At 66.8% G+C, this 19,260-nt stretch carries 12 protein-coding genes and 2 pseudogenes; 12 read left to right on the forward strand and 2 right to left on the reverse strand.

The window, feature by feature from the left end:
• Window positions 1-108 precede the first annotated feature (108 nt).
• The 12 genes and pseudogenes from A6A29_RS44825 to A6A29_RS46675 form a co-directional block, all read left to right on the forward strand.
• The gene (locus A6A29_RS44825; protein WP_158074424.1) at window positions 109-960 is read left to right on the forward strand and encodes a 4-hydroxybenzoate octaprenyltransferase; all 852 of its coding nucleotides are present in this window, start codon (window positions 109-111) and stop codon (window positions 958-960) included.
• A gap of 24 nt (window positions 961-984) precedes the next feature.
• Window positions 985-1,875: an oxygenase MpaB family protein gene (locus tag A6A29_RS19990; RefSeq protein ID WP_241838562.1), complete on the forward strand. Its 891-nt coding sequence runs from the start codon at window positions 985-987 to the stop codon at window positions 1,873-1,875.
• A 213-nt stretch (window positions 1,876-2,088) separates the two neighbouring features.
• Window positions 2,089-2,511, forward strand: coding sequence for a pentapeptide repeat-containing protein (locus A6A29_RS19995; RefSeq protein WP_073721799.1), 423 nt, complete (start codon window positions 2,089-2,091; stop codon window positions 2,509-2,511).
• 1,021 nt (window positions 2,512-3,532) lie between these two features.
• A complete protein-coding gene (locus A6A29_RS20005) occupies window positions 3,533-5,416 on the forward strand; it encodes a SidA/IucD/PvdA family monooxygenase (RefSeq protein ID WP_073721577.1) in 1,884 nt (627 codons plus the stop codon).
• A 43-nt stretch (window positions 5,417-5,459) separates the two neighbouring features.
• A complete protein-coding gene (locus A6A29_RS20010) occupies window positions 5,460-5,639 on the forward strand; it encodes an MbtH family protein (protein WP_073721579.1) in 180 nt (59 codons plus the stop codon).
• A 26-nt stretch (window positions 5,640-5,665) separates the two neighbouring features.
• Window positions 5,666-7,450 carry a non-ribosomal peptide synthetase gene (locus A6A29_RS20015; RefSeq protein WP_158074425.1) on the forward strand — a complete coding sequence of 595 codons (1,785 nt, stop codon included), beginning with the start codon at window positions 5,666-5,668 and terminating at the stop codon, window positions 7,448-7,450.
• A complete protein-coding gene (locus tag A6A29_RS20020; RefSeq protein WP_073721583.1) occupies window positions 7,447-10,638 on the forward strand; it encodes a non-ribosomal peptide synthetase in 3,192 nt (1,063 codons plus the stop codon). The genes A6A29_RS20015 and A6A29_RS20020 overlap by 4 nt, the downstream gene beginning before the upstream one ends.
• Window positions 10,635-14,624 carry a non-ribosomal peptide synthetase gene (locus A6A29_RS20025; RefSeq protein WP_073721585.1) on the forward strand — a complete coding sequence of 1,330 codons (3,990 nt, stop codon included), beginning with the start codon at window positions 10,635-10,637 and terminating at the stop codon, window positions 14,622-14,624. Before A6A29_RS20020 ends, A6A29_RS20025 begins: the two co-directional genes overlap by 4 nt.
• Before the next feature lie 101 nt (window positions 14,625-14,725).
• The gene (locus tag A6A29_RS20030; RefSeq protein ID WP_274535818.1) at window positions 14,726-15,928 is read left to right on the forward strand and encodes an MFS transporter; all 1,203 of its coding nucleotides are present in this window, start codon (window positions 14,726-14,728) and stop codon (window positions 15,926-15,928) included.
• A 58-nt stretch (window positions 15,929-15,986) separates the two neighbouring features.
• On the forward strand, window positions 15,987-16,817 hold the full coding sequence (gene ddaH, locus A6A29_RS20035) for a dimethylargininase (protein WP_198953121.1): 831 nt from the start codon (window positions 15,987-15,989) through the stop codon (window positions 16,815-16,817).
• 27 nt (window positions 16,818-16,844) lie between these two features.
• On the forward strand, window positions 16,845-17,447 hold the full coding sequence (locus A6A29_RS20040) for a 2OG-Fe(II) oxygenase family protein (protein WP_073721591.1): 603 nt from the start codon (window positions 16,845-16,847) through the stop codon (window positions 17,445-17,447).
• A gap of 82 nt (window positions 17,448-17,529) precedes the next feature.
• Window positions 17,530-17,740: pseudogene (locus tag A6A29_RS46675) on the forward strand (transposase); the annotation flags it as partial.
• 250 nt (window positions 17,741-17,990) lie between these two features.
• On the opposite strand, the pseudogene A6A29_RS20050 reads toward A6A29_RS46675, so the two are convergent.
• A pseudogene (locus A6A29_RS20050) lies at window positions 17,991-18,293 on the reverse strand (VOC family protein); the annotation flags it as partial.
• A gap of 335 nt (window positions 18,294-18,628) precedes the next feature.
• Entirely contained in the window at window positions 18,629-19,096 is a 468-nt protein-coding gene (locus tag A6A29_RS20055) for a hypothetical protein (RefSeq protein ID WP_073721593.1), read from the reverse strand.
• Window positions 19,097-19,260 lie beyond the last annotated feature (164 nt).

Consider the following 19,260-nt stretch of genomic DNA (forward strand, 5'->3'; position numbering starts at 1 on the left):
CAAGCCCAAGCCCAAGCCCAAGCCCCGGCCCCAGCCCCGGCCCCAGCCCCGGCCCCAGCCCCGGCCCAAGGCCGCGCTGCCCGGTTGGTGCGGCGGGCCCCCTCAGGGGTGCGGCCGTATCTGGAGTTGCTGCGGCTCGACCGGCCGGTGGGGGCCTGGCTGCTGGTGGTGCCCGGATGGATCGCCCTGGGAGCGATAGCCGGGCCCCGGGACGGGGTCCTGCTCGGGCTACTGCTCCTGGTGTTCGGGGTGCTGTCGAGAGGAGCCGCCTGCGGGCTCAACGATGTGCTGGACGCGCGGTTCGACGCACGGGTGCCGCGTACGGCGGGGCGGCCCGTCGCCTCCGGACGGCTGGCGGCCGGGCGGGCACTGGTGCTGTGCGTCGTGGTGGGGGCCGTCGCGCCGCTGGTGATGGGGTTCTGGAGTGTGGAGGCCGTGGTGTGGGCGGCGGTCGGGGCGCCCCTCGCGGCGGTGTATCCGTATATGAAGCGGGTCACCCACTGGCCGCATGTGTGGCTGGGCATCACCATCAACTGGATGGTGCCGCTGGTGTACGGCCTGCTCACCGGCGGGCTCGGGCTCGGGGGAGGGGTGCTGTACGGGGCGCTGATCTGCTGGGCCGTGGGGACGGACGTGATCTACGCCTGCCAGGACCGGGAGGCTGATGTGCGGGCCGGTGTGCGGTCGGCCGCCGTGCTGCTGGGGCGCCGTAGCCGGGTGCTGGTGGGCGGCGTGTACGCGGGGTGTGTGGTGCTGCTCGCCTGGTTCGGGGTCGTGGCCGGGCTCGGGCCGTTGTACTGGCCCGGACTGTGCGTGGTCGCCGGGCAATTGGGGTGGCAGGTATGGCGGGCGAACCCTGCGGACGTCGGAGCCTGCGGGCGGGCGTTCGGCACCAACCCCCTGTGCGGTCTGCTCATCCTCGTGGCCGTGCTGGCCGGGCGGGTAGGTACCCTCGGCTGAGGGACACGGACCCTGGAGGTGCTGGTGGGACTGCGGGAACGGATCGCGGCGGAACTTACGGCGACCATGCATGGCGGCGATCTCAAGCTGGAGCGGTACGCCGGGCCGCCCGGTGATCCCGGGCTGTTCGGTATCGCGCCGCGGGACCCGGTGTGGCGGGTGCACGGGCAGGCCACCGGGATGCTCACCGGCGGGTTCGCCGCGCTCATGCTCCAGTCGCTGCATCCGCTGGCCATGGCGGGGGTCGACCAGCACTCCGACTTCCGCGCCGATCCGGTCGGGCGGCTGAACGGAACCGTACGGTTCATCACCACGACCACCTTCGGCTCCTCGGCCGCCGCCCGCGAGGTGATCGACCTCGTCCGGCGGATCCACACCCGGGTGCACGGCACCGCCCCCGACGGCCGGCCGTACCGTGCGGACGACCCCGATCTGCTCACCTGGGTACACACCGCCGAGGTACGCAGCTTTCTCGCCGGGTACCAGAGCTACGCACCCCGGTCGCTCCGGCTGACGCCCACCGAGTGCGACGCCTACTACCGCCAAGCAGGCCAGTTCGCCGAGGCGTTGGGCGCACGGAACGTACCGCGCACGTCCCTCGAAGTCGAGCGCTACCTGTCCCGCCTCCGCCCCCAACTCCACGCCACGCAAGCTGCGTTGGACTCGGTGCTGTTCCTCCGCCGCTTCGGACGCACACGACGGGAGCGGCTGGCCGTGGGCCTCCTCACGAACGCCTCGGTCGGAATCCTCCCCGACTGGGCCCGCACTGAACTCGGCATCCACCGCCCGGCCCCTGTCCGCGCCGGCTGGGACCGACCCCTGGCGACGGCCGTCGGACGTACCCTCCAGTGGGGGCTCGGGCCCTCCCGGATCCAGGCCGCCGCGCGGGGGCGGCTCTCGGGGACGCAGGGGTAGACACCGCGCGGGAGGCATGACCCGGGCCTTGGCCCGGAAATGCCGGCCGCGGTCCGGCCTTCTGTCTTCACCCGCCGATGATCACCGGTGGCCGCACCCGTTCCCGGACCAGCCCGGACCTGTGTGATCGGCCGGCGGATGGCGGACGGTCGGAAATCCGGACGGTCGGAAATCCGGGCGACGGCCACCGGCCCGGCTGACACGCTGGCACACATGGCCACACCGCTGACCGCAGGACAACGACTTGCCGCGCTCCACAGCCATGCGGCCGTGAACGGTGAGGACTTCACCGGCCGGAACCTTGCCTCCGCTCGCACGTCCCGGCTGCGGTTCACCCGCTGCTCATTCATCGGGGCCGATCTGCGCCACGCCACCCTGGACGGGTGTTCGTTCAAGTTCTGTGACTTCAGCGGCGCAGATTTGCGCGGGGCTTCACTGCGCGAAGTCAGCCTGGCCGGATGCGATCTTCGGGGTGCTGACCTGCGCGACACCGATCTGACCGACGCCAGGTTCGCAAGCGTGAACACGGGCATGCCCCCGCTCGGGCTGACCGACGTCACCGGTGCCCGGTTCGAGGGAGCGTCCCTGCGCAGCGTTCAGGCGGAAGACGTCATCGGGTGGCTACCCCGGGCATGACGGGAACGAGTAGACCTTGTGGGGCAGCGCGCCGATCACCACCCCAATCAAGCTGAGGTTGTGGGCCGGTCCTCGCCCACCGCTCTCGGCCGGAGCCCGGTGAAGCCGGCCGGCTTCTTGGTCGCTGTGGCACGTCAAGGAGACCAAGGACAGGTCGAAGTTCCTGGAGGTCCGCCGCTATCTGCGTTCACTGCATCCGATGGACGTACGCAATTGCGATCGTCTATGAAAACTACTTCCCGCACCTGACGACGAAACGGTGCCGGCGCGTCGCGACGCGGACGGAGGCGAACAACTCAAGATCGCCTATGCCCCGACCGGAAGCTCCAGGCTCAACCGGATCGAGGTCCAGTTCACCGCATTGCGTTCCTTCGCCTTCGACGCAATCGACCGAACGAAGGGCCTTCGCGAGGTCGTGAACCGGACAAACGTTGCCTGATATGGCACTAGTCATGGGCCCGACGGTAGTAGTGGGCCATCGGAAAGGCGCGTGGGTGGTGCGCTGGGTGGTGATTGACCAGGCCAGGGCACACCCATCGATCCCATCGAAGTCGGTTAAAGGCCTGCGGAGGTTGATGGTTGACAGGCGATCAACTTCATTGTATTAAAAGGTGGTTATGGGAGCGGTCTTGCGTGGGTGCCACGTCGGCACGACAATTTGCAGCCGCTCCTAGCACTTTGGGGGCGCTCCGTGGTGGGGGTGGGCGTGCGTGCTTGTCAGTACATGCGTACCGGGGTAATGAGGGGCGGGGTCTTGGCGGTGTTTGCCAAGTTGGTAGGTCTCAGGTCTTCTTAGGCCTTCACGCGGTACTGGATCGCTTGTGGTGACGGGCGGATAAACCCTTCACCGCAGGTGCTGGCGCCGGCCGGCTTCGAAAGATTACGCAATCGTGCGCGGTCTGATATGAATAGCTGAAGAACCGCGCCGCATCGTACCCTTGAGTTGGCTTCTGTTCGCCATGCCAACTTTTACTGAGCTGCCCAGACCAAGATAATTTCTGCATTATTGAGGAGAAGGTCTATGCTCGATCTGTTGGGGATTGGATTCGGCCCGTCCAATGTGGCGCTGGCCGCTGCCATGGCAGAGGCGGGAAATCCACCCAGAGCACTCTTCCTGGAGTCCAAAGAGAGATTCGGCTGGCATCCGGGAATGTTGCTGGATGGCGCCCGGATGCAGATTTCCTTCCTGAAGGACTTAGTGACGCTGCGCAATCCGGGAAGCCCTTATTCTTTCCTTGCGTACCTCAAGGCCAAGGGTCGCCTGGAGGAGTTCGCGAATCTCCGGGAATTTTATCCCTCCCGTATTGAATTCCAGGACTACCTTCGCTGGGTAGCGGGGCACTTCGAGCACCAGGCTGTCTTCGGGGCGCGCGTGGCGTCGGTCAGTCCGGACTTCGGCATCGACGGCATGGCGCGCAGCTTCACGGTCAGAGCGGAACTCGCGCATTCCGGGGAGTACGTTACCTATCAGGCGCGCAATGTCGTGTACGCCCCGGGCGGAACCCCGAATCGGGTCGCAGGTGTGGCTCCGCGTGACGAGCGTGTCATTCATACCGCAGAATTCCTTGAGCGTTTTCCGAAGAGCTTCCCCGATCGCTCGGCGGATCTGTCGTTCGCCGTGGTCGGCGGCGGTCAGTCCGCCGCGGAGATCATCGAGTACATCCTCGCGAAGTACCCCTTGAGCCGCGTCCACGCGATTCTCCCCGGATACTCCTTCCGGCCCGCGGACGACAGCCCGTACAGCAACGAGGTCTTCTTCTCCGCCGAGGTCGACGGCCACTTCACCGCCCACGACCGCGCAGCTCGGCTGGCGGAGGCGCGCAGCACCAACTACGGCGTCGTGGACCTTGACCTCATCGAAGACCTGTATCGCATGGGCTACGAGGATCAGGTCCGTGGGAATGTGCCGCGGCTCACGTTCTGCCGGTCCAGCAGGCTGCTGTCGGCGGACGCCGGCCCGTCGGGAATCGAGGTGACCGTCGGTGGCCCGGAGGGTAGCCGGAGCCTGAACCTGGACGGCCTCGTGCTGGCTACCGGCTATCACCGCGAGCTCGATCCCGAGATGTTCCGGGACGTCATCCCGCATCTGCAGCGGAACGAATCAGGTAATTTCCTGGTCAGTCGTGCGTACCGAGCGGACAGCGCACCGGAACTGACGGCAGGCATCTATTTTCAGGGTCTCACGGAGTTGTCGCACGGTATTGGCGACACCTTGCTCTCGCTCCTGCCCTTCCGGTCCGCCGAGATAGCTGAAGACGTGCGGAAGAGGTCGGAAGTACCCTCGGCAGATGAGGTGGAATACCCGCCGGCTCGGCATATCGAGCCGGACAGGGCGACCATTCTGGAAACCCTGCAGCGCTTCCCGCTCGCGACGTTGATCTCCTCGGATGACGAGAGCGAGGTGTTCGCGACGCACCTTCCGCTGATCCTTGACCGGGAACGGGGGGAGCAGGGGGTGCTGTTCGGTCATCTCGACGCCGGAAACCCTCAGGTCCCGAATCTCAACGGCCGCCGAGTGCTCGCAGTATTCCACGGTCCGAATTCTTATATATCGCCCAAGGCCTACACGACGGACCAGCTGCCGACCTGGAATTACGTAGCTGTCCATGTGCGGGGTCACGTGCGCGTTCTGGAGAACCAGGATCAGGTTGTCTCGGGTCTCGCCAGCATCAGCGAGAAGGCCGATCGGTCGGATGGTGCATACCGCTTGGATGAGAACGACTCGCGTATCGAGAAGCTTATCGGCGGCATCGTAGGGTTCGAGCTGGACATCGAATCGTTGACCGGCCGGTTCAAGCTCTCCCAGGACCGGAACGACGAGGATCGGAAACGTGCTATGGCGGTTCTCCGTGAGGGCGCGGGCGACGAGCACCATGACTTTGTGGCCCGCATACACCAGCAGTGAACCGCTCCTCAGCCCCAGCTGACCGGAACTTGGACGAGGAATCATGGAAAACCCTGGCGCATATGTAGTTGTCCGCAACGTTGAGGAGCAGTACTCGCTCTGGCGCGTCGGTCGACGAATCCCGGACGGCTGGACGGTGGTGGGCGAGCCGGCGGAGAGGGCCGCATGCCTGGATCGTATCGAGGAGCTGTGGACGGACATGCGTCCGAAGAGCGCGCGGTGATGGCCGGTGCTGTGGGGGAATTCTCGATGAGCAATGCCGAACCGGGCAGTGTGCACGAGCTGTTCGACCTTCGAGCGACGCAGTCTCCCGAAGCCGTGGCTGTGCGGGCAGAGGGGATGGATCACTCGTACCTCTCGTTGCGGAGTGCCTCTGACAGCATTGCCGCGGTACTTGTCGAGAAGGGGGTGCTGCCGGGCGATGTCGTGGCCGTCGCCTGCCCAAGGTCGTTCAACCTGATTGCCGGGATGCTGGGCATCCTCAAGGCGGGTGCGGCGTACCTACCGATCGAGCAAGAACTTCCCGACGCCCGGGTGCGGGGAATGCTCCGTACATCCGGTGCCCGGGTGGTGCTGACCGGCGGTGCGGGAGCCATGCGCGACTGGGCGGACCTCGGCGTGGTACAGGTGCCCGCAGGTGAGTGCACGCCTGGGCGGCAGGCGCCAGGAATTGCGGTCTCTCCTACGGTTGCCGCCTATGTGCTGTTCACCTCCGGATCGACCGGGAAACCCAAGGGCGTTGTCTACCCCCATGCAGGCGCGGTGAACCGGCTGCGCTGGCTCCAGGAGACGTACGGCCTCCGGCCGGGCGACCGGGTGATCCAGAAGACACCCTACGGATTCGACGTATCGTTCTGGGAGTTCTTCTGGCCGCTGTCCGTGGGTGCCACCCTGGTTTTCGCCTCCGCGGGAGATCACCGGGATCCGGCCCGAGTGGCCGCACTGATCAGGGACGAGCGGATCACTGTCGCCCATTTCGTTCCGTCGGTTCTGCGCATCTTCCTCGACCAGGAGGACGTGGCGGAGTTCACCTCCTCGCTCCGTCATCTGTTCGCCAGCGGAGAGGCACTCTCCCCCGAACTGGCGGAAGCTGTGCACCAGAAGCTGGGTATCCGGGTGGACAACCAGTACGGGCCCACGGAGTCGGGCGAGTGCACCTGGTGGACCTACCGGGAGAACCACGGCCATGCCTCGACACCCATCGGGGAAGCCATCCCGGGGTTCCGTACCTACGTCCTCGACGAGCACCTCGGGCGGGTTCCCGACGGTGAGGCCGGTGAACTCTTCCTGGGTGGCGACGGGAACCTCGCGCACGGCTACCTGGGGGAGCCTGCCCTCACGGCCCAGAAGTTTCTGCCGGACCCGTTCGGCCCACCCGGTGAGCGCATGTACCGGACCGGGGACCGGGTCAGGCACGACCCCGAGGCCGGGTTGTTGTACCTGGGCAGGACCGACAGTCAGCTGAAGCTGCACGGCAACCGCATCGAGACCGGGGAGGTGGAAGCCGCTCTCCGGAAGCTGCCGGGCGTCCGGGAGGCCGCCGTCAAGGTCGTGCCCGACGAGACCGGTGGACGGCTGGTCGGCTACGTGCTCACGGACTCGCCTTTCAGCCCCGGTGACGCACGGCGTCTTCTCGCCGAGACCCTCGTGGCGGCCGCCGTGCCCTCGCACTACGTGGTACTGGACGAGTTCCCCGTGAACCGCAACGGCAAGCTGGACCGTGACGCCCTGCCCGTACACGCGCTCGATGCGGAGGCCGCGAACGGGTCCATGGACGGTGCCTCGGAGCTGCACGCCGCCGTCGCCGAAGTGTGGGCGGGAGTGACGGGCCGGTCACCGGTGTCGATCGATCAGGAATTCCTGGACTCGGGCGGCAATTCCCTCAAAGCGGTTCAACTCGTCGGTCGGCTACGCCGGCTGACCGGGCTCGACCTCACCGTGGAGGAGTTCTTCACGGCCGGCACCGTACGTTCCATCGCCACAGTCCTCGAGCATCGGTTCGAGAACCTCGATTCCCCCGGGATACCGTCATGAGTGAGCCCCTGTCCCTGCTCGACCGGCTCCGGCAGGCACCACCCGCGGCCGGGTTCCCCAAGCGAAGGACGGCCGACCGGGCCCCGGCATCGGCGGCGCAGCGCCGGCTCTGGTTCCTCGCGGAAGCCGACGAGAGCACCGTTCCGTACCACGTGCCCGTGGCCTTCCACATCGACGGCCCATTGGATGCCGAGGCTTTGGAGCGCGGTGTCTCCCTGGTCGTCGAACGCCACGAGGCGCTCCGCACAGCGCTGGTCGTCGACGCCGATGGCCTTCGCCAGGAGATATCCGAACCGTCGCCCGTTGTGGTTGAGCGCAGGAACGCGGAGTCCGTCGACGATTTCCTCGGTGCCGCGCACAAGGACGCCTGCGAGCCCGTCGACCTCTCCCGCGCGCCGCTGCTGCGGGTCCACCTCTACGCGCTTGCCGACGGCAGTCATGGGCTCTTGTTCGTCTTCCACCACACCGTGATCGACGCGTGGTCGCTCGACATCTTCTTCGGCGATCTCAACGCAGCGTGCGCCGACGTGGCCTTGCCGGCCGTATCCCACCAGTATGGGGACTATGCCCAGTGGCAGGAGGGCTGGCTGTCCGGCGACGAGGCCCGGCGATCCCGGCAGTACTGGACAGGGGCGCTCGAAAAGGGGTACCCGCCCCTTTCCATCCATCCGCGTCGCAACCGTGCCGCCGGCGGCCCGCGTGGAGGTGCGATCCATCGGTTCGGTGTTCCCGCGGCACCGGTCGAGGAGGTCTCCTCCCAGGCTTCGGCGACGCCGTTCTCCGTCCTGTTGGCGGCCTTCCAGGCGCTGCTGCACCGCTACTCGCTGAATGATGTGGTGAGCACGGGGGTGCCGGTGGCCTGCCGGACGACCCCGGAGAGCGAGTCGATACTCGGCTACTTCGTCAACACCGTCGTCGTTCCCACCGAGTTCGACAAGGGAACCTCGCTCACGGATGTGGTCCGGAGTGTCGGGCAGCGCATGCGCGAGGCCCTGAGCCACCAGGAACTGCCCTTCGACGAGGTGGTGGGCGCCGTCGCACCACATCGGAGCGCGGACGCGAACCCCCTGTTCGACTCCGTCTTCGTTATGCAGAACACGGAGTCGGCGACTACTCTCTCGCTGCCCGGCTGCAGGACGGAGCCGGTGCACGTCCACAACGGAACGGCGAAGTTCGACCTCACGCTATCCGTTGTCAGGGAATCGGACACGTTCACCTGCGAGCTCGAATACGCGACGGACACCTTCGACGCCGATTGGGCCGAGGAATTCGGCCTGGCATTCGGCGAAATGCTGCGCAGGGCGCCGGTTTCTCGTTCCCTTCCCGTCGGGGAAGCTCCGCTGCTCTCGGAGGAGACGAGGGCCGGAATCCTCCGGGACACCGCGCGGGGCGTGGAGCCCTACCGGATCGATGGGACCTTGCACGGCCTTGTCGTAGAACAGGCCGCCCGAACCCCTGACGCGACCGCGATCGTTGCGGACGGAGCGAACATCACCTATGCCGAACTGGACCGGCGATCCGACGCCCTGGCGGCTGTTATGGCCGAACGAGGCATCGGCCGGGAGTCCGTCGTCGGTGTATGCATGCGGCGCTCGGTCGATCAGATTGTCTCGCTGCTGGCGATACTGAAGGCCGGCGGGGCGTTCGTGCCGCTCGACCCGCGCCTCCCGAGGGCACGTCTGGCGGGAATAGCCGATGACGCTTCACTCGCCCTCGTCGTGACCGACGAGCAGTGCCTCGACCTGCTCGACGGCCTGGCACCCCTGCTCGTCCCCGATGCGGAAACGGTTCCGGACGCTGTCCCGACTGCCCGCGCCACTGATCCGTCCGGCCTGGCCTACGTGTACTACACGTCGGGTTCGACCGGTAAGCCCAAAGGCGTGGCCATCGATCATCTGTGCGCCGGGACCCGTCTGGAATGGCTGCGGCGCCGCTACGCGCTGGGCAGCGGGAAGGCGGTGCTCTACAAGACGCCGCTCATCTTCGACGTCGCGATCTGGGAGATCTTCCTCCCCCTCCTGACCGGTGCGACCGTCGTTATGGCGGATGCCGAAGCCGAGTCCGACATCCAGCACATCGCGGACCTCCTGCGCGAACACCCCGTCGTGCTGGCGCACTTCGTGCCATCGATGCTGGAGGTCTATCTCGACGGAGTCGTCCCGCAGGAATACGCCCACCTCCAGTGGGTCGCGCTCAGCGGAGAGGCCGCTTCGGCCGCCCTGATCGAGCGGGCCGCGGAGCACTTCGGCGTGCCCGTGCACAATCAGTACGGCCAGACCGAGACCTCCGAGGTCGCTGTAGGGGAAGGCGACGGTGACTCCCTCCCCGAACTGTCGGTCATCGGCACGCAGGTGGGTGCCTACCGGCTCTATGTGATGGACGCGTCGCAGGAACTGGTTCCCCACGATGTGCCGGGCGAGCTCTGCGTGGCCGGCCTGGACGGCCTGGCCCGCGGCTACGTGGGCAGGCCGAGCCTCACCGCGCAGAGCTTCGTTCCCCACCCGTACCCGGCGCGGCCGGGCGAACGCCTCTACCGCACCGGGGACCTGGTCCGACGCCGAGCCACCGGTGAGATCGTCTATCTGGGCCGTGGCGACCACCTGGTGAAGATCCGGGGCTGCCGGGTGGAGACCGGTGAGGTCGAGAGCGTTCTCCTGGACCACCCTGCCCTCACCTCCTGCGTGGTGATCGCGCGTCCCGGACCGGGCGGTGACCTCTGCCTGGTGGCCTACACCGTCGGGCGGGAGGCCGGGCGCGCGGAGCTCGTCGGCCACGCCGCGTCCAGCTTGCCCTGGTACATGGTTCCGAGTGCGTTCGTCCACCTCGGCGAAATGCCACGCACGGCGAGCGGAAAGATCGATCGAAACCGGCTGCCCGAACCGCGGCTCTCCGATTTCGAGGAGGAGAGGCCCTGGGAGGAACCGCAGACGCCTCTGGAGACTCATCTCGCCGCTGTGTGGTCGGAGGTGCTGGGGATCCGGAAAGTCGGCCGCCGCGACGGCTTCTACGCCCTGGGCGGCAACTCGCTTCAGACCACGCGCGTGCTGGCGACGCTCAAGGCGTCATTCGAGATCCGGCTGTCGGTCCGGGACTTCATGCACGCCCCCACAGTGGAAGGGCAGGCACGGTTGGTGATGGCTGCCCTGGAGAAGAAGGCTGCCGCACTGCTGGAGGAGAACGGCGCATGAGCGAGCACCTCACCGGGTCCGCCTCCCGCCAGGAGCAGCTGGTGGCCGAGCTGCTCGCGCAGGGGCTGGGCCGGACGACCACCGGAGCCGGAGCCGGAACGCACACCGTGGGGCCTCTGTCGGTCGCCCAGCGTCGGCTGTGGTTTCTCGAACAGCTGAAGCCAGGGACAGCCACCTACAACATTGCCCTGATGGCGGAGCTGCACGGGACGCCGTCCCAGAACGCCCTCCAGGACGCCCTGCACATCGTGCAGGACCGGCACACTGTCTTGCGCTGCCGCTTTACCGAGCAGGACGGTGAACCCCGGCAGGAGGTCGTGCAGGGCGAGGGCGTTCCCCTCGCCTGGCACGACCTGCGGGCCCCGTCCGCGGACACGGACCCCGACGAGACGGCACGCCGGATCGCCGCGGACTGCGCCAAGCGTCCCTTTCGGCTGGACGACGCACCACTCTTCCGGTGCGCGGCCGTCCTTCTTCCCGATGACCGCTGGCACCTCGTGCTGTGCTTCCATCACATCGTCGTGGACGGCTGGTCCGTTGGCGTCCTTCTCGATGACCTGGGCACCCTGCTGAGCGGCGGCAGCCTCGGCCCGGTTCCGTCCTTCCGGTTCCTCGACTGGGTGGCCGAGACCTCCGGGCAGTCGCTCGATCCCGAGGACGAGGCGTACTGGGCCAAGAAGCTGTCCGGTGCCCCGGCCGTGCTGACTCCGTTCAACGACGCCCCGCGCCGGCCGTCGGAGCACGCCGCTGGCAAGCTCATGAGTTTCGTCGTCCCGGCTCCCACGGTCTCCGCCGTGGAGCGGCTCGCCGAGTCGGCCGGTACGACCACCTTCGTGGTACTCCTGTCCGCGTTCAAGGTGCTGTTGCAACGGGTGGCCGGTGTGGACGATGTGGTGGTCGGCGCACCGTTCGCAGGACGCCCCGACCCTCGCCTCGACAACGTCGTCGGCTTCTTCGTCAACACACTTCCGTTGCGCACCGAGTTGGCCGGCGCCCGGGCCTTCCGAGACGTTCTGGAGCGGGTGCGCGTCACGGTCATGGAAGCGCAGGACCACCAGGACACGCCGTTCGACCGCATCGTCGAACTCCTCGGACTCAGCGGGGCCACATCGGAGAGCGCGTTGTTCCGCACCATGCTGGCCTGGCAGAACACTCCGGGCGGACAGCTGCGGTGGGAGGGGAGGACGGTCGCTCCCACGCATCTGGACACCGGCACGGCCAAATTTGACCTGACGCTCTCGCTGGAGCAGACGGACGGTGTGATCGAGGGGCAGGCCGAGTGGTTCCTCGGGTTGGCGGATACGGCGTTCGTGGAGGGGTTCGTCCACGCCTACCTCCAGTTGCTCCGCTCGCTCTCCGAGGGGCCGGACGCCCAGTTGGCCGAGCACGCGCTGACCGGTCCCCGTGACGAGGAATCGGTCGTCCCGCCTGCCGCCTCGCCCCGGCCGACGGTGCCGTACCGGACCCTCAGCGAGCCCTTCGGAGAGCAGGCGCGGCGGACACCGGATGCCGTGGCGCTCCTCGGTGACGAGGGGACGCTCACCTACGCACAACTGTGGGAGAGAGTCGAGCGGTTCGCCGCCGGCCTGTATGGGTGCGGTGTGCGGCCCGGCGACAGGGTGGGCGTGCTCATGCAGCGCTCCTTCGACATGGTTGCCGCCCTGCATGCGGTGTGCGCGATCGGCGCGGCCTATGTCCCCCTGGACCCCTCGGCTCCGCGGGAACGTCTCCACGGCATGCTGTCGACGCTGGACATTTCCCACGTCACGGCCCATGGCGCGACCGCTGACAAGGTGCCCGACGGCCCTTGGGGTGTTGTGCGCACGGAGAGCCTGGCGGATCCGGACGCGGCAGTGGATGTTCATCCGGACGCTGCCGCCGACGCGCTGTCGTCGGAGCGTACGGCCTACGTGCTGCATACCTCAGGGTCCACGGGACGGCCAAAGCCTGTTGCCTATCCCACTGACGCGTCGTTGGCCTTTCTCGGCTGGCTCCAGGGCCTGATACCGGTGGGCCCGGGTGATCGCCTCCTCCTCAAGACGCCCTACGGCTTCGACGTGTCCGTGTGGGAGCTCTTCTGGCCCCTCCAGCATGGGGCCACGATCGTGGTGGCGGACCCTGACGGCCACCTGGACCCGAGCTATCTCGCGCGCTTCGTCCAGCGGCATGAAGTGAACGTGGTCAATTTCGTCCCTTCGATGCTGGAGAGCTTCCTGGGGCAACTCGACGCCGTCGGCTGCCCTTCACTGAGCCATGTGCTGTCTGCCGGTGAGGAGCTCAAGCCGGGGCTGGTGGCCCTGACCCACCGGAAGCTCAAAGCCGAACTGATCAATCTGTACGGGCCCACCGAGGCCGGCGCAGTGAGCTACCACCTCACCCGGCCCGGGGCCATGGGGACCGTACCCATCGGTCATCCGCTGCCTTACGTACGCCTGTACGTGCTCGACGCCGACTTGCGGCCGGTGCCTGTGGGTATGCCTGGAGAGCTGTACATAGCCGGCGAACTGGGGCTGGCCAACGGTTACGAGGGCAGTCCCGCTGCCACGGCGGAGAAGTTTCTCCCGGACCCCTACAGCAGAGTGCCGGGCGGCCGGATGTACCGCACCCAGGACATCTGCCGACAACTGCCGGGAGGCGAACTGGAGTACCTCGGCCGGAGCGACCGGCAGGTGAAGCTGAGAGGGATCCGTCTGGAACCTGCGGAGATCGAACAGGCGATGCTGGCGTCGGCCGAGGTCGCCGCCGCCCGCGTGCTGGCGACGGGGAGCGGATCCGAACAGAAACTGATCGGTTTCTATGTGCCGGTGGAGGGTGCCGCACCCGATCCGCGCGCTCTGCACAGTCATCTGGAGCACCGGCTGCCGCGGAACATCATCCCGTCCGCCCTGGTGGAGGTGGAGACCATCCCCACCACCCCGAACGGCAAGACGGACCAAGCCGCACTGACAGCTGTCTGGAAGGAAAGGCAGCAGACCGCAGGTTCTGGGCGACTGACGGGGGACACGGGCAGGAGGCCGAAGCCGGCCGACGGTTCGCTGGAGGCTCGGGTGTGTGCCGTCTTCGAGAACGTCCTGGAGATCCCGTCGGCCGATCCTGACACAGGCTTCTTCGCCATGGGCGGGCACTCCCTCCAAGTACTCAAGCTCACGGCTGCGTGCAAGGAGCGCCTGGGCATCAAGCCGTCCGTGGCGACGATCTTCGCCCACCCCACACCGCGAGAACTCGCCGCATGGATCAGCGAGACGGCGAGCAGTGAGCAGGACATGGTCGTTCCGCTGGCGCCACGGGAGGACGGGCCGCTGGTCATCGGCGTGCACGCGGCCACGGGTTCCGCACTGCCGTACCTTCCGCTCAGCCGCGCGCTGGCGGACCGCTGTTCCTTCCTCGGACTGCAGGCGCCCGGTCTGGAGTCGGATGCCAGGACTCCCCGTTCGGTGGAGGAGTTCATCGCGGTCTACCTTCCGCTCGTCGAGCGACTGGCCGCCTCACGACAGCTGGTGCTGACGGGCTGGTCCTTCGGTGGCAACGTCGCCTACGAACTCGCCGCGGCGCTCGACCGCCGTGGACGTGCTCCTCTGGCCACGGTCCTCATCGACTCCTGGATCGGGGACAGCCTGGAGGACATCGCAGGGGATACCCCCGAGGAAGCGGTGGGCACGCTGCGTCGGCACGGGCTGGTGCCGGACGGACTCCCCAGTGAGACGGAGACCGGGATGCTGCGGGTGCTGGCCGGGACCTTGAAAGCCTTTCATGCCTACCGGCCGGCCCGGTCGGAACTGGTGGTCGACCTCGTCAGGGCCACGGCGGATGGAGCGGAGAGCCCCTACCCACGGCAGATACGGGAATCCGCCGACCGCGGAATCGGAGCCTTCGCCAAGGCGGTCCGTATCCACAACGTCGACGCGGACCACTACAGCGTGATGTCCGGAGACCATGAGGCAACGCTGGCTGCGATCTTCGAGAGCATTCTGTGCGAGCACACATGAAAGCGGGTGAGGAAGAACCGACCGCAGGGAGGAGGCGCTCACGACGACACCTATGGGTCAGGCCCGCCCCCCTGACTCTGGTGGTGGCCCTACAGCTCACCATGGGCACCGCCTGGTGGATGGCACTGGTCGCCAACCAGGCGCGGGCGACCTACGAACTGGGTGCGACGGAGCTGTACCTCGCCCTGGTGGCCACGGTCTGGGGCGCCCCCACCATCCTCCTGGGGCCGTGGATAGGACGTCTGGCCGATCTGTACAGTCCCGCCGTTGTGGGGGCGGCGAGCACTGCCGTCGGTATCGGCGGGGCGGTCGGCCTTGCCGTCGCGGACTCGGCGCAGTGGTTGCTCGTGGCGGCCTTGACCAGCGGAGTGGCCAGGGCGGTCACCCAGGTTGCCATCGACGCATTGCCCAGCAGGGTGCTGGGGAGCAACCAAGAAGTGAAATCGAGCATTCTGCTGGGCTTCGCCAGCAGCGTTCCCATCGTCGCCGGCCCCACCCTGTCGGCTGTCATGCTGGCGAACTGGGGCAGCAACAGCGCCCAGTGGGCGAACGCGGCCGTCCATCTGGTCGGATTGGCGATCTTCTGCGTGCTGCGGGTTGATGTGCCCTCCCGCAGCAGGGACAGGGACCCTGATGCGGGCGGCCGTCACCGGAGCCTCATCAGAGACCCGTCGCTGCGTGAGGCACTGGTGTTGACGGGCATGGTCTGGGTATCCCTGGGCTGGATCGGCCCGTTGGAGATTCTCTTCGTCAGCGAGGTGTTGTCCGAGCCGGCCGAGACGTACGCGGCTCTCCAAGTAGCCTTCGGAGTCGCGCTCCTGGCGGCGACGTACGTGATGTCGAAGGGGCAGACTCTCGTCGTCCGCCGTTGGTTCTTCGTCATGACCGTGGTGCTCGTCGGCGCCGGGGAATCCCTGTTCGCCTCTTCCCACAGTGTGGGCATGGCATTCGCTGCCATCTCCCTCTGGGGAATGGCAGCGGGTCTGTTCAACCCTGCGAGCAGGATCGCCTTCCTCAAGGCCGCTCCTGCGGAGATGCACGGACGCGCCATGGGGCTCTGGAGGGCAGTTCAGTCCTTCGGCAGCCTGGCCCCCCCGATTCTTGCCGGTGTCGTCGCACATGCCTACGGACTGCGGACGGCCATGCTCGGCATGGGTGTCTGCACTCTGTTGGCCGCAGCGGTGGTGCTCGGGATCTCCGCTCGGCGTGGGACACGCGGAGGGCGGTCGGCAGCACGGGCGGCGGGCGACGCGCGAGCGGATGAGGAGGGCATCGGGTGCACCGACGAGCTTCAGAGCCGCTGACAACCGCATTCAAATCAAGACGTATCGGAGGCGTTCGATGCTGTCCCCTGTGGAAACCATGAATTCTAGATCGGAGCGGGGAATGTTCCGTACGGCCAAACCACACCGACTGCTGATGTGCCGCCCCCGGCACTTCGACGTCGTCTACTCGATCAACCCATGGATGGCACCGGAGAAGCCGGTCGACAACGGCCTGGCGGTGCGTCAGTGGGAGGAGCTTCGCCAGCTCTACACGCACCTTGGGCACACCGTTGAGGTAGTGGAGCCCGTCCCCGGTCTCCCGGATATGGTCTTCGCTGCGAACGGTGCCACCGTCGTCGACGGAAAGGTCCTGGGCGCCCGATTCCGGCATGTCGAGCGCACGGCCGAAGGGCCCGCCTATCTGAACTGGTTTCTGCAGAACGGCTACGAGGACGTCTTGTGGCCGGAGTTCATCAATGAGGGAGAAGGCGACTATCTGACCGTCGGCCGCAGAATCCTGGCCGGCACGGGCTTCCGTACGGACTCCAGGTCGCACGCCGAAGCTCAGGAATTCTTCGGGCTTCCGGTCACGGGGCTGACCCTGGTCAACCCGAGGCATTACCACTTGGACACCGCCCTGGCCGTACTCTCCGATACCGAAATCATGTACTATCCGGCAGCGTTCACGACCGGCAGCCAGGCAGTTCTGAAGGAGATGTTCCCGGACGCCGTCATCGCGTCGGACGAAGACGCCGCGGTGTTCGGACTCAACGCCTTTTCGGACGGTCGGAACGTTCTTCTGCCCGAGGGTGCCACCGGTCTGACTCTGCAGTTGGAGAAACGGGGTTTCAGCCCCGTCGGAGTGGACGTATCGGAACTTCTCAAGGCCGGCGGCAGCGTCAAGTGCTGCACGCTGGTGCTTCGCTGACCCACACGCCAATAGGGAGGCTAAATCATGAGTACCAACCGCGAACTGCTCATGCTGGATTCCGTCCTGATGATCGACGGACCCGATGACGGGCCCTACTCCGCAGAGGAGATCGACAGGGTGGTTGAGCTCTGCGAGAAGCTGCCGCGCGATGTAGGAATCGGCGACAACAACAATGTCGAGGTCGGACGCATAGTCGTCGACTCCTTCGACATCGCCATGTCCGATTCCACCTCCGCACCGCATAAGGTGGCAGCGCCGGACATCGCCGAGGAGATCCTTCAGATCATTGCCAAGAGTGAGGCAATGGCCTATTGGGGCGAGCTGTGTGGCCACAAGGTGTCCGTGCGGCGGTCGCAGGTCAACTACATGCAGCGTGGCCAATACATAGGACGTCACACCGACTCGGAAGCGAACCCGGAGTACTGCGCCAACGTCGTCATCGGTCTCAGTGATGACTACACCGGGGGCGAGTTTGTGGCTCACATGGACAGCGAGCAGCCCAGACGGTTCGTCCTTCGCCGCGGCTCGATTCTCGTCGGCACCAACGACCTGCTGCACGAAGTGAGCGAAGTGAGTTCCGGTGTACGTGGTTCGCTGGTCATGTTCCTGGTACCCGAAGGCCAGTGACTCCTTCTCATCCTGGCCGGGGGCAATGACACGTTCGGCTGTTGGCGGACTCACTCGTCGAGCAGAGGTGAGGCGTCCGTAGGGCGGGAGCCGGCGTCGGGCCGCTGATCGTGAAGCTCTGGCCGGGGTCGTCTTCGTGGCCACCTCGGGCTGTACATGGCGGCAGCTTCCGACAGTGTTTCGGTCCGGCCCGGCGGACGGTCTACCGGCGGATCGCGCAGTGGAGCCTGGACCGGGTTCGGGCTCGGCTCCACCGCGTGGTCCTGGACGAACGCGGTGCCCGGGGCGAGATGCGACTTCGTGCCCCGAGGGGCGCGGTTCGTGCGCGGGAACTGTTCCGCGCGAGCAACGCGGCAACGTGAACGCCGACCTGGCCATGCGCGTTTCGAGCAGTCCGGCCGTGACGCCGTGACTGATCGGTCTGCTGACGGCGGAGGTCTGCGCGATTGAACGCGAAGGGCCAGTCAGTGTCGCCCGGATTCTCGCGCCTCGGGCGCAACGGCGGTCTTCGGGGCCGGTGATTGCCCAGTGACGTTGGGCGTATCAGGCGCGGTCGTGGAGAGTGACTTGGTGGCCGTCGGGGTCGGCGAAGGTGAATGTCCGGCCGAAGGGGCCGTCAATCGGTGCGGAGACGATGGTGTGACCGTCGGCGACGAGAGCATCGTGGATGGCCTGGACGTCCGTGGCGTGGAGCCAGATCTCGGCACCGATGCCGGGCTGGGCAACGGATGCGAGATCGGTGCCGGGAACGACGTCGCGGAGTGCGAACGCGATGGGCTTCGTCTCGAAGACGACGGCGTGCGGAGGTCCGGCCTGCGAGCGGACGAGGCCGAGGTACTGCTCGTACAGGTGCGGCGGGCGTCGGCGAGCTCGGCGAAGGAGTTGTAGGCGGGAGCAGATGTGCGTCCGTGGGCACCAGGTCGGCCTTCGCGATACGGACCGTTGCCTCCGCGCCGCCCTCTGATTCCGGGTCGTACGGCACGCAACTGACCACTTGGCAGCCGTAATGCCGGCCGGCGGCAACCCCTGCGTATGCCGCACTGGGGTTCCGGCGATGTGCTCGACGGTGACCGTCTTCGCGTTGTCGGTCAGCGCATAAGTCGGTGACCCGCCGATCCGGCGCAAGGTCGTGTCCAGAGAGGCCACCAGTGTGCCCAACGTGCCATCCCAGACCGGGATCACTACCCGGAACCGCGACCACGACAGCCACGCGCAGAACAGCCGGGTCCGACGCCTATCGATGCGGGGCCCTCTCCCCGGTCGAACTGCAGCCGGCGGCCCGGCTCGGGAACCCACGGCCGGTAGGTGCGGCGCTTGCCCGCCTTCCACGCCATCTTCGCCGAGTTCACCGCCCGCCTCGTCGAGCGTGCGCTGCCCAGGTAGCCCATCGTCACTTGCTTCTCGTGGACCACATCGGCGCGGATCGTCGCCTTCGACTGCTCAACCCATTCCTCGACCTTCTTCAGGAACGTGTCGATCATCTTCGGCCGCGGCTCTCGTTCATAGGGATCGCGCCCGCTGGCACGGGCTTCGACGAACCGCTTGACCGTCTTCGGGTCGTGTCTCGCCAAGGTCGCCGCTGACCGGACGGTCCCGGTCAGGTCGTACGCCTCAAGGATTTCCATGATCTCTTTGTCGGACTTCGTCACATGTCCTCCAGGCTTCACAGTTTCGCGATCACTCCTGCGTGATCATGAGCACCATTACGGGTCTGCCGCGTAGACACTGGCGTCCACGCGGCAGACCCGTAACCGTGAGAGCAGGGCGTCGTCGCGCGTGCACATGCACGGCACTTCACCGTTCGTGCGGTGTC

It is taken from the genome of Streptomyces sp. TSRI0281, from assembly GCF_001905125.1.
Classification (GTDB): domain Bacteria; phylum Actinomycetota; class Actinomycetes; order Streptomycetales; family Streptomycetaceae; genus Streptomyces.

What these genes read in the sequence shown, in the direction of transcription:
- A6A29_RS20040 (WP_073721591.1), top strand. Translation starts at nt 16,845, where the DNA reads ATGAGTACCAACCGCGAACTGCTCATGCTGGATTCCGTCCTGATGATC.
- A6A29_RS20005 (WP_073721577.1), top strand. Translation starts at nt 3,533, where the DNA reads ATGCTCGATCTGTTGGGGATTGGATTCGGCCCGTCCAATGTGGCGCTG.
- A6A29_RS20025 (WP_073721585.1), top strand. Translation starts at nt 10,635, where the DNA reads ATGAGCGAGCACCTCACCGGGTCCGCCTCCCGCCAGGAGCAGCTGGTG.
- A6A29_RS20030 (WP_274535818.1), top strand. Translation starts at nt 14,726, where the DNA reads ATGGGCACCGCCTGGTGGATGGCACTGGTCGCCAACCAGGCGCGGGCG.
- A6A29_RS20015 (WP_158074425.1), top strand. Translation starts at nt 5,666, where the DNA reads ATGAGCAATGCCGAACCGGGCAGTGTGCACGAGCTGTTCGACCTTCGA.
- A6A29_RS19995 (WP_073721799.1), top strand. Translation starts at nt 2,089, where the DNA reads ATGGCCACACCGCTGACCGCAGGACAACGACTTGCCGCGCTCCACAGC.
- A6A29_RS20010 (WP_073721579.1), top strand. Translation starts at nt 5,460, where the DNA reads ATGGAAAACCCTGGCGCATATGTAGTTGTCCGCAACGTTGAGGAGCAG.
- ddaH (WP_198953121.1), top strand. Translation starts at nt 15,987, where the DNA reads ATGAATTCTAGATCGGAGCGGGGAATGTTCCGTACGGCCAAACCACAC.
- A6A29_RS20020 (WP_073721583.1), top strand. Translation starts at nt 7,447, where the DNA reads ATGAGTGAGCCCCTGTCCCTGCTCGACCGGCTCCGGCAGGCACCACCC.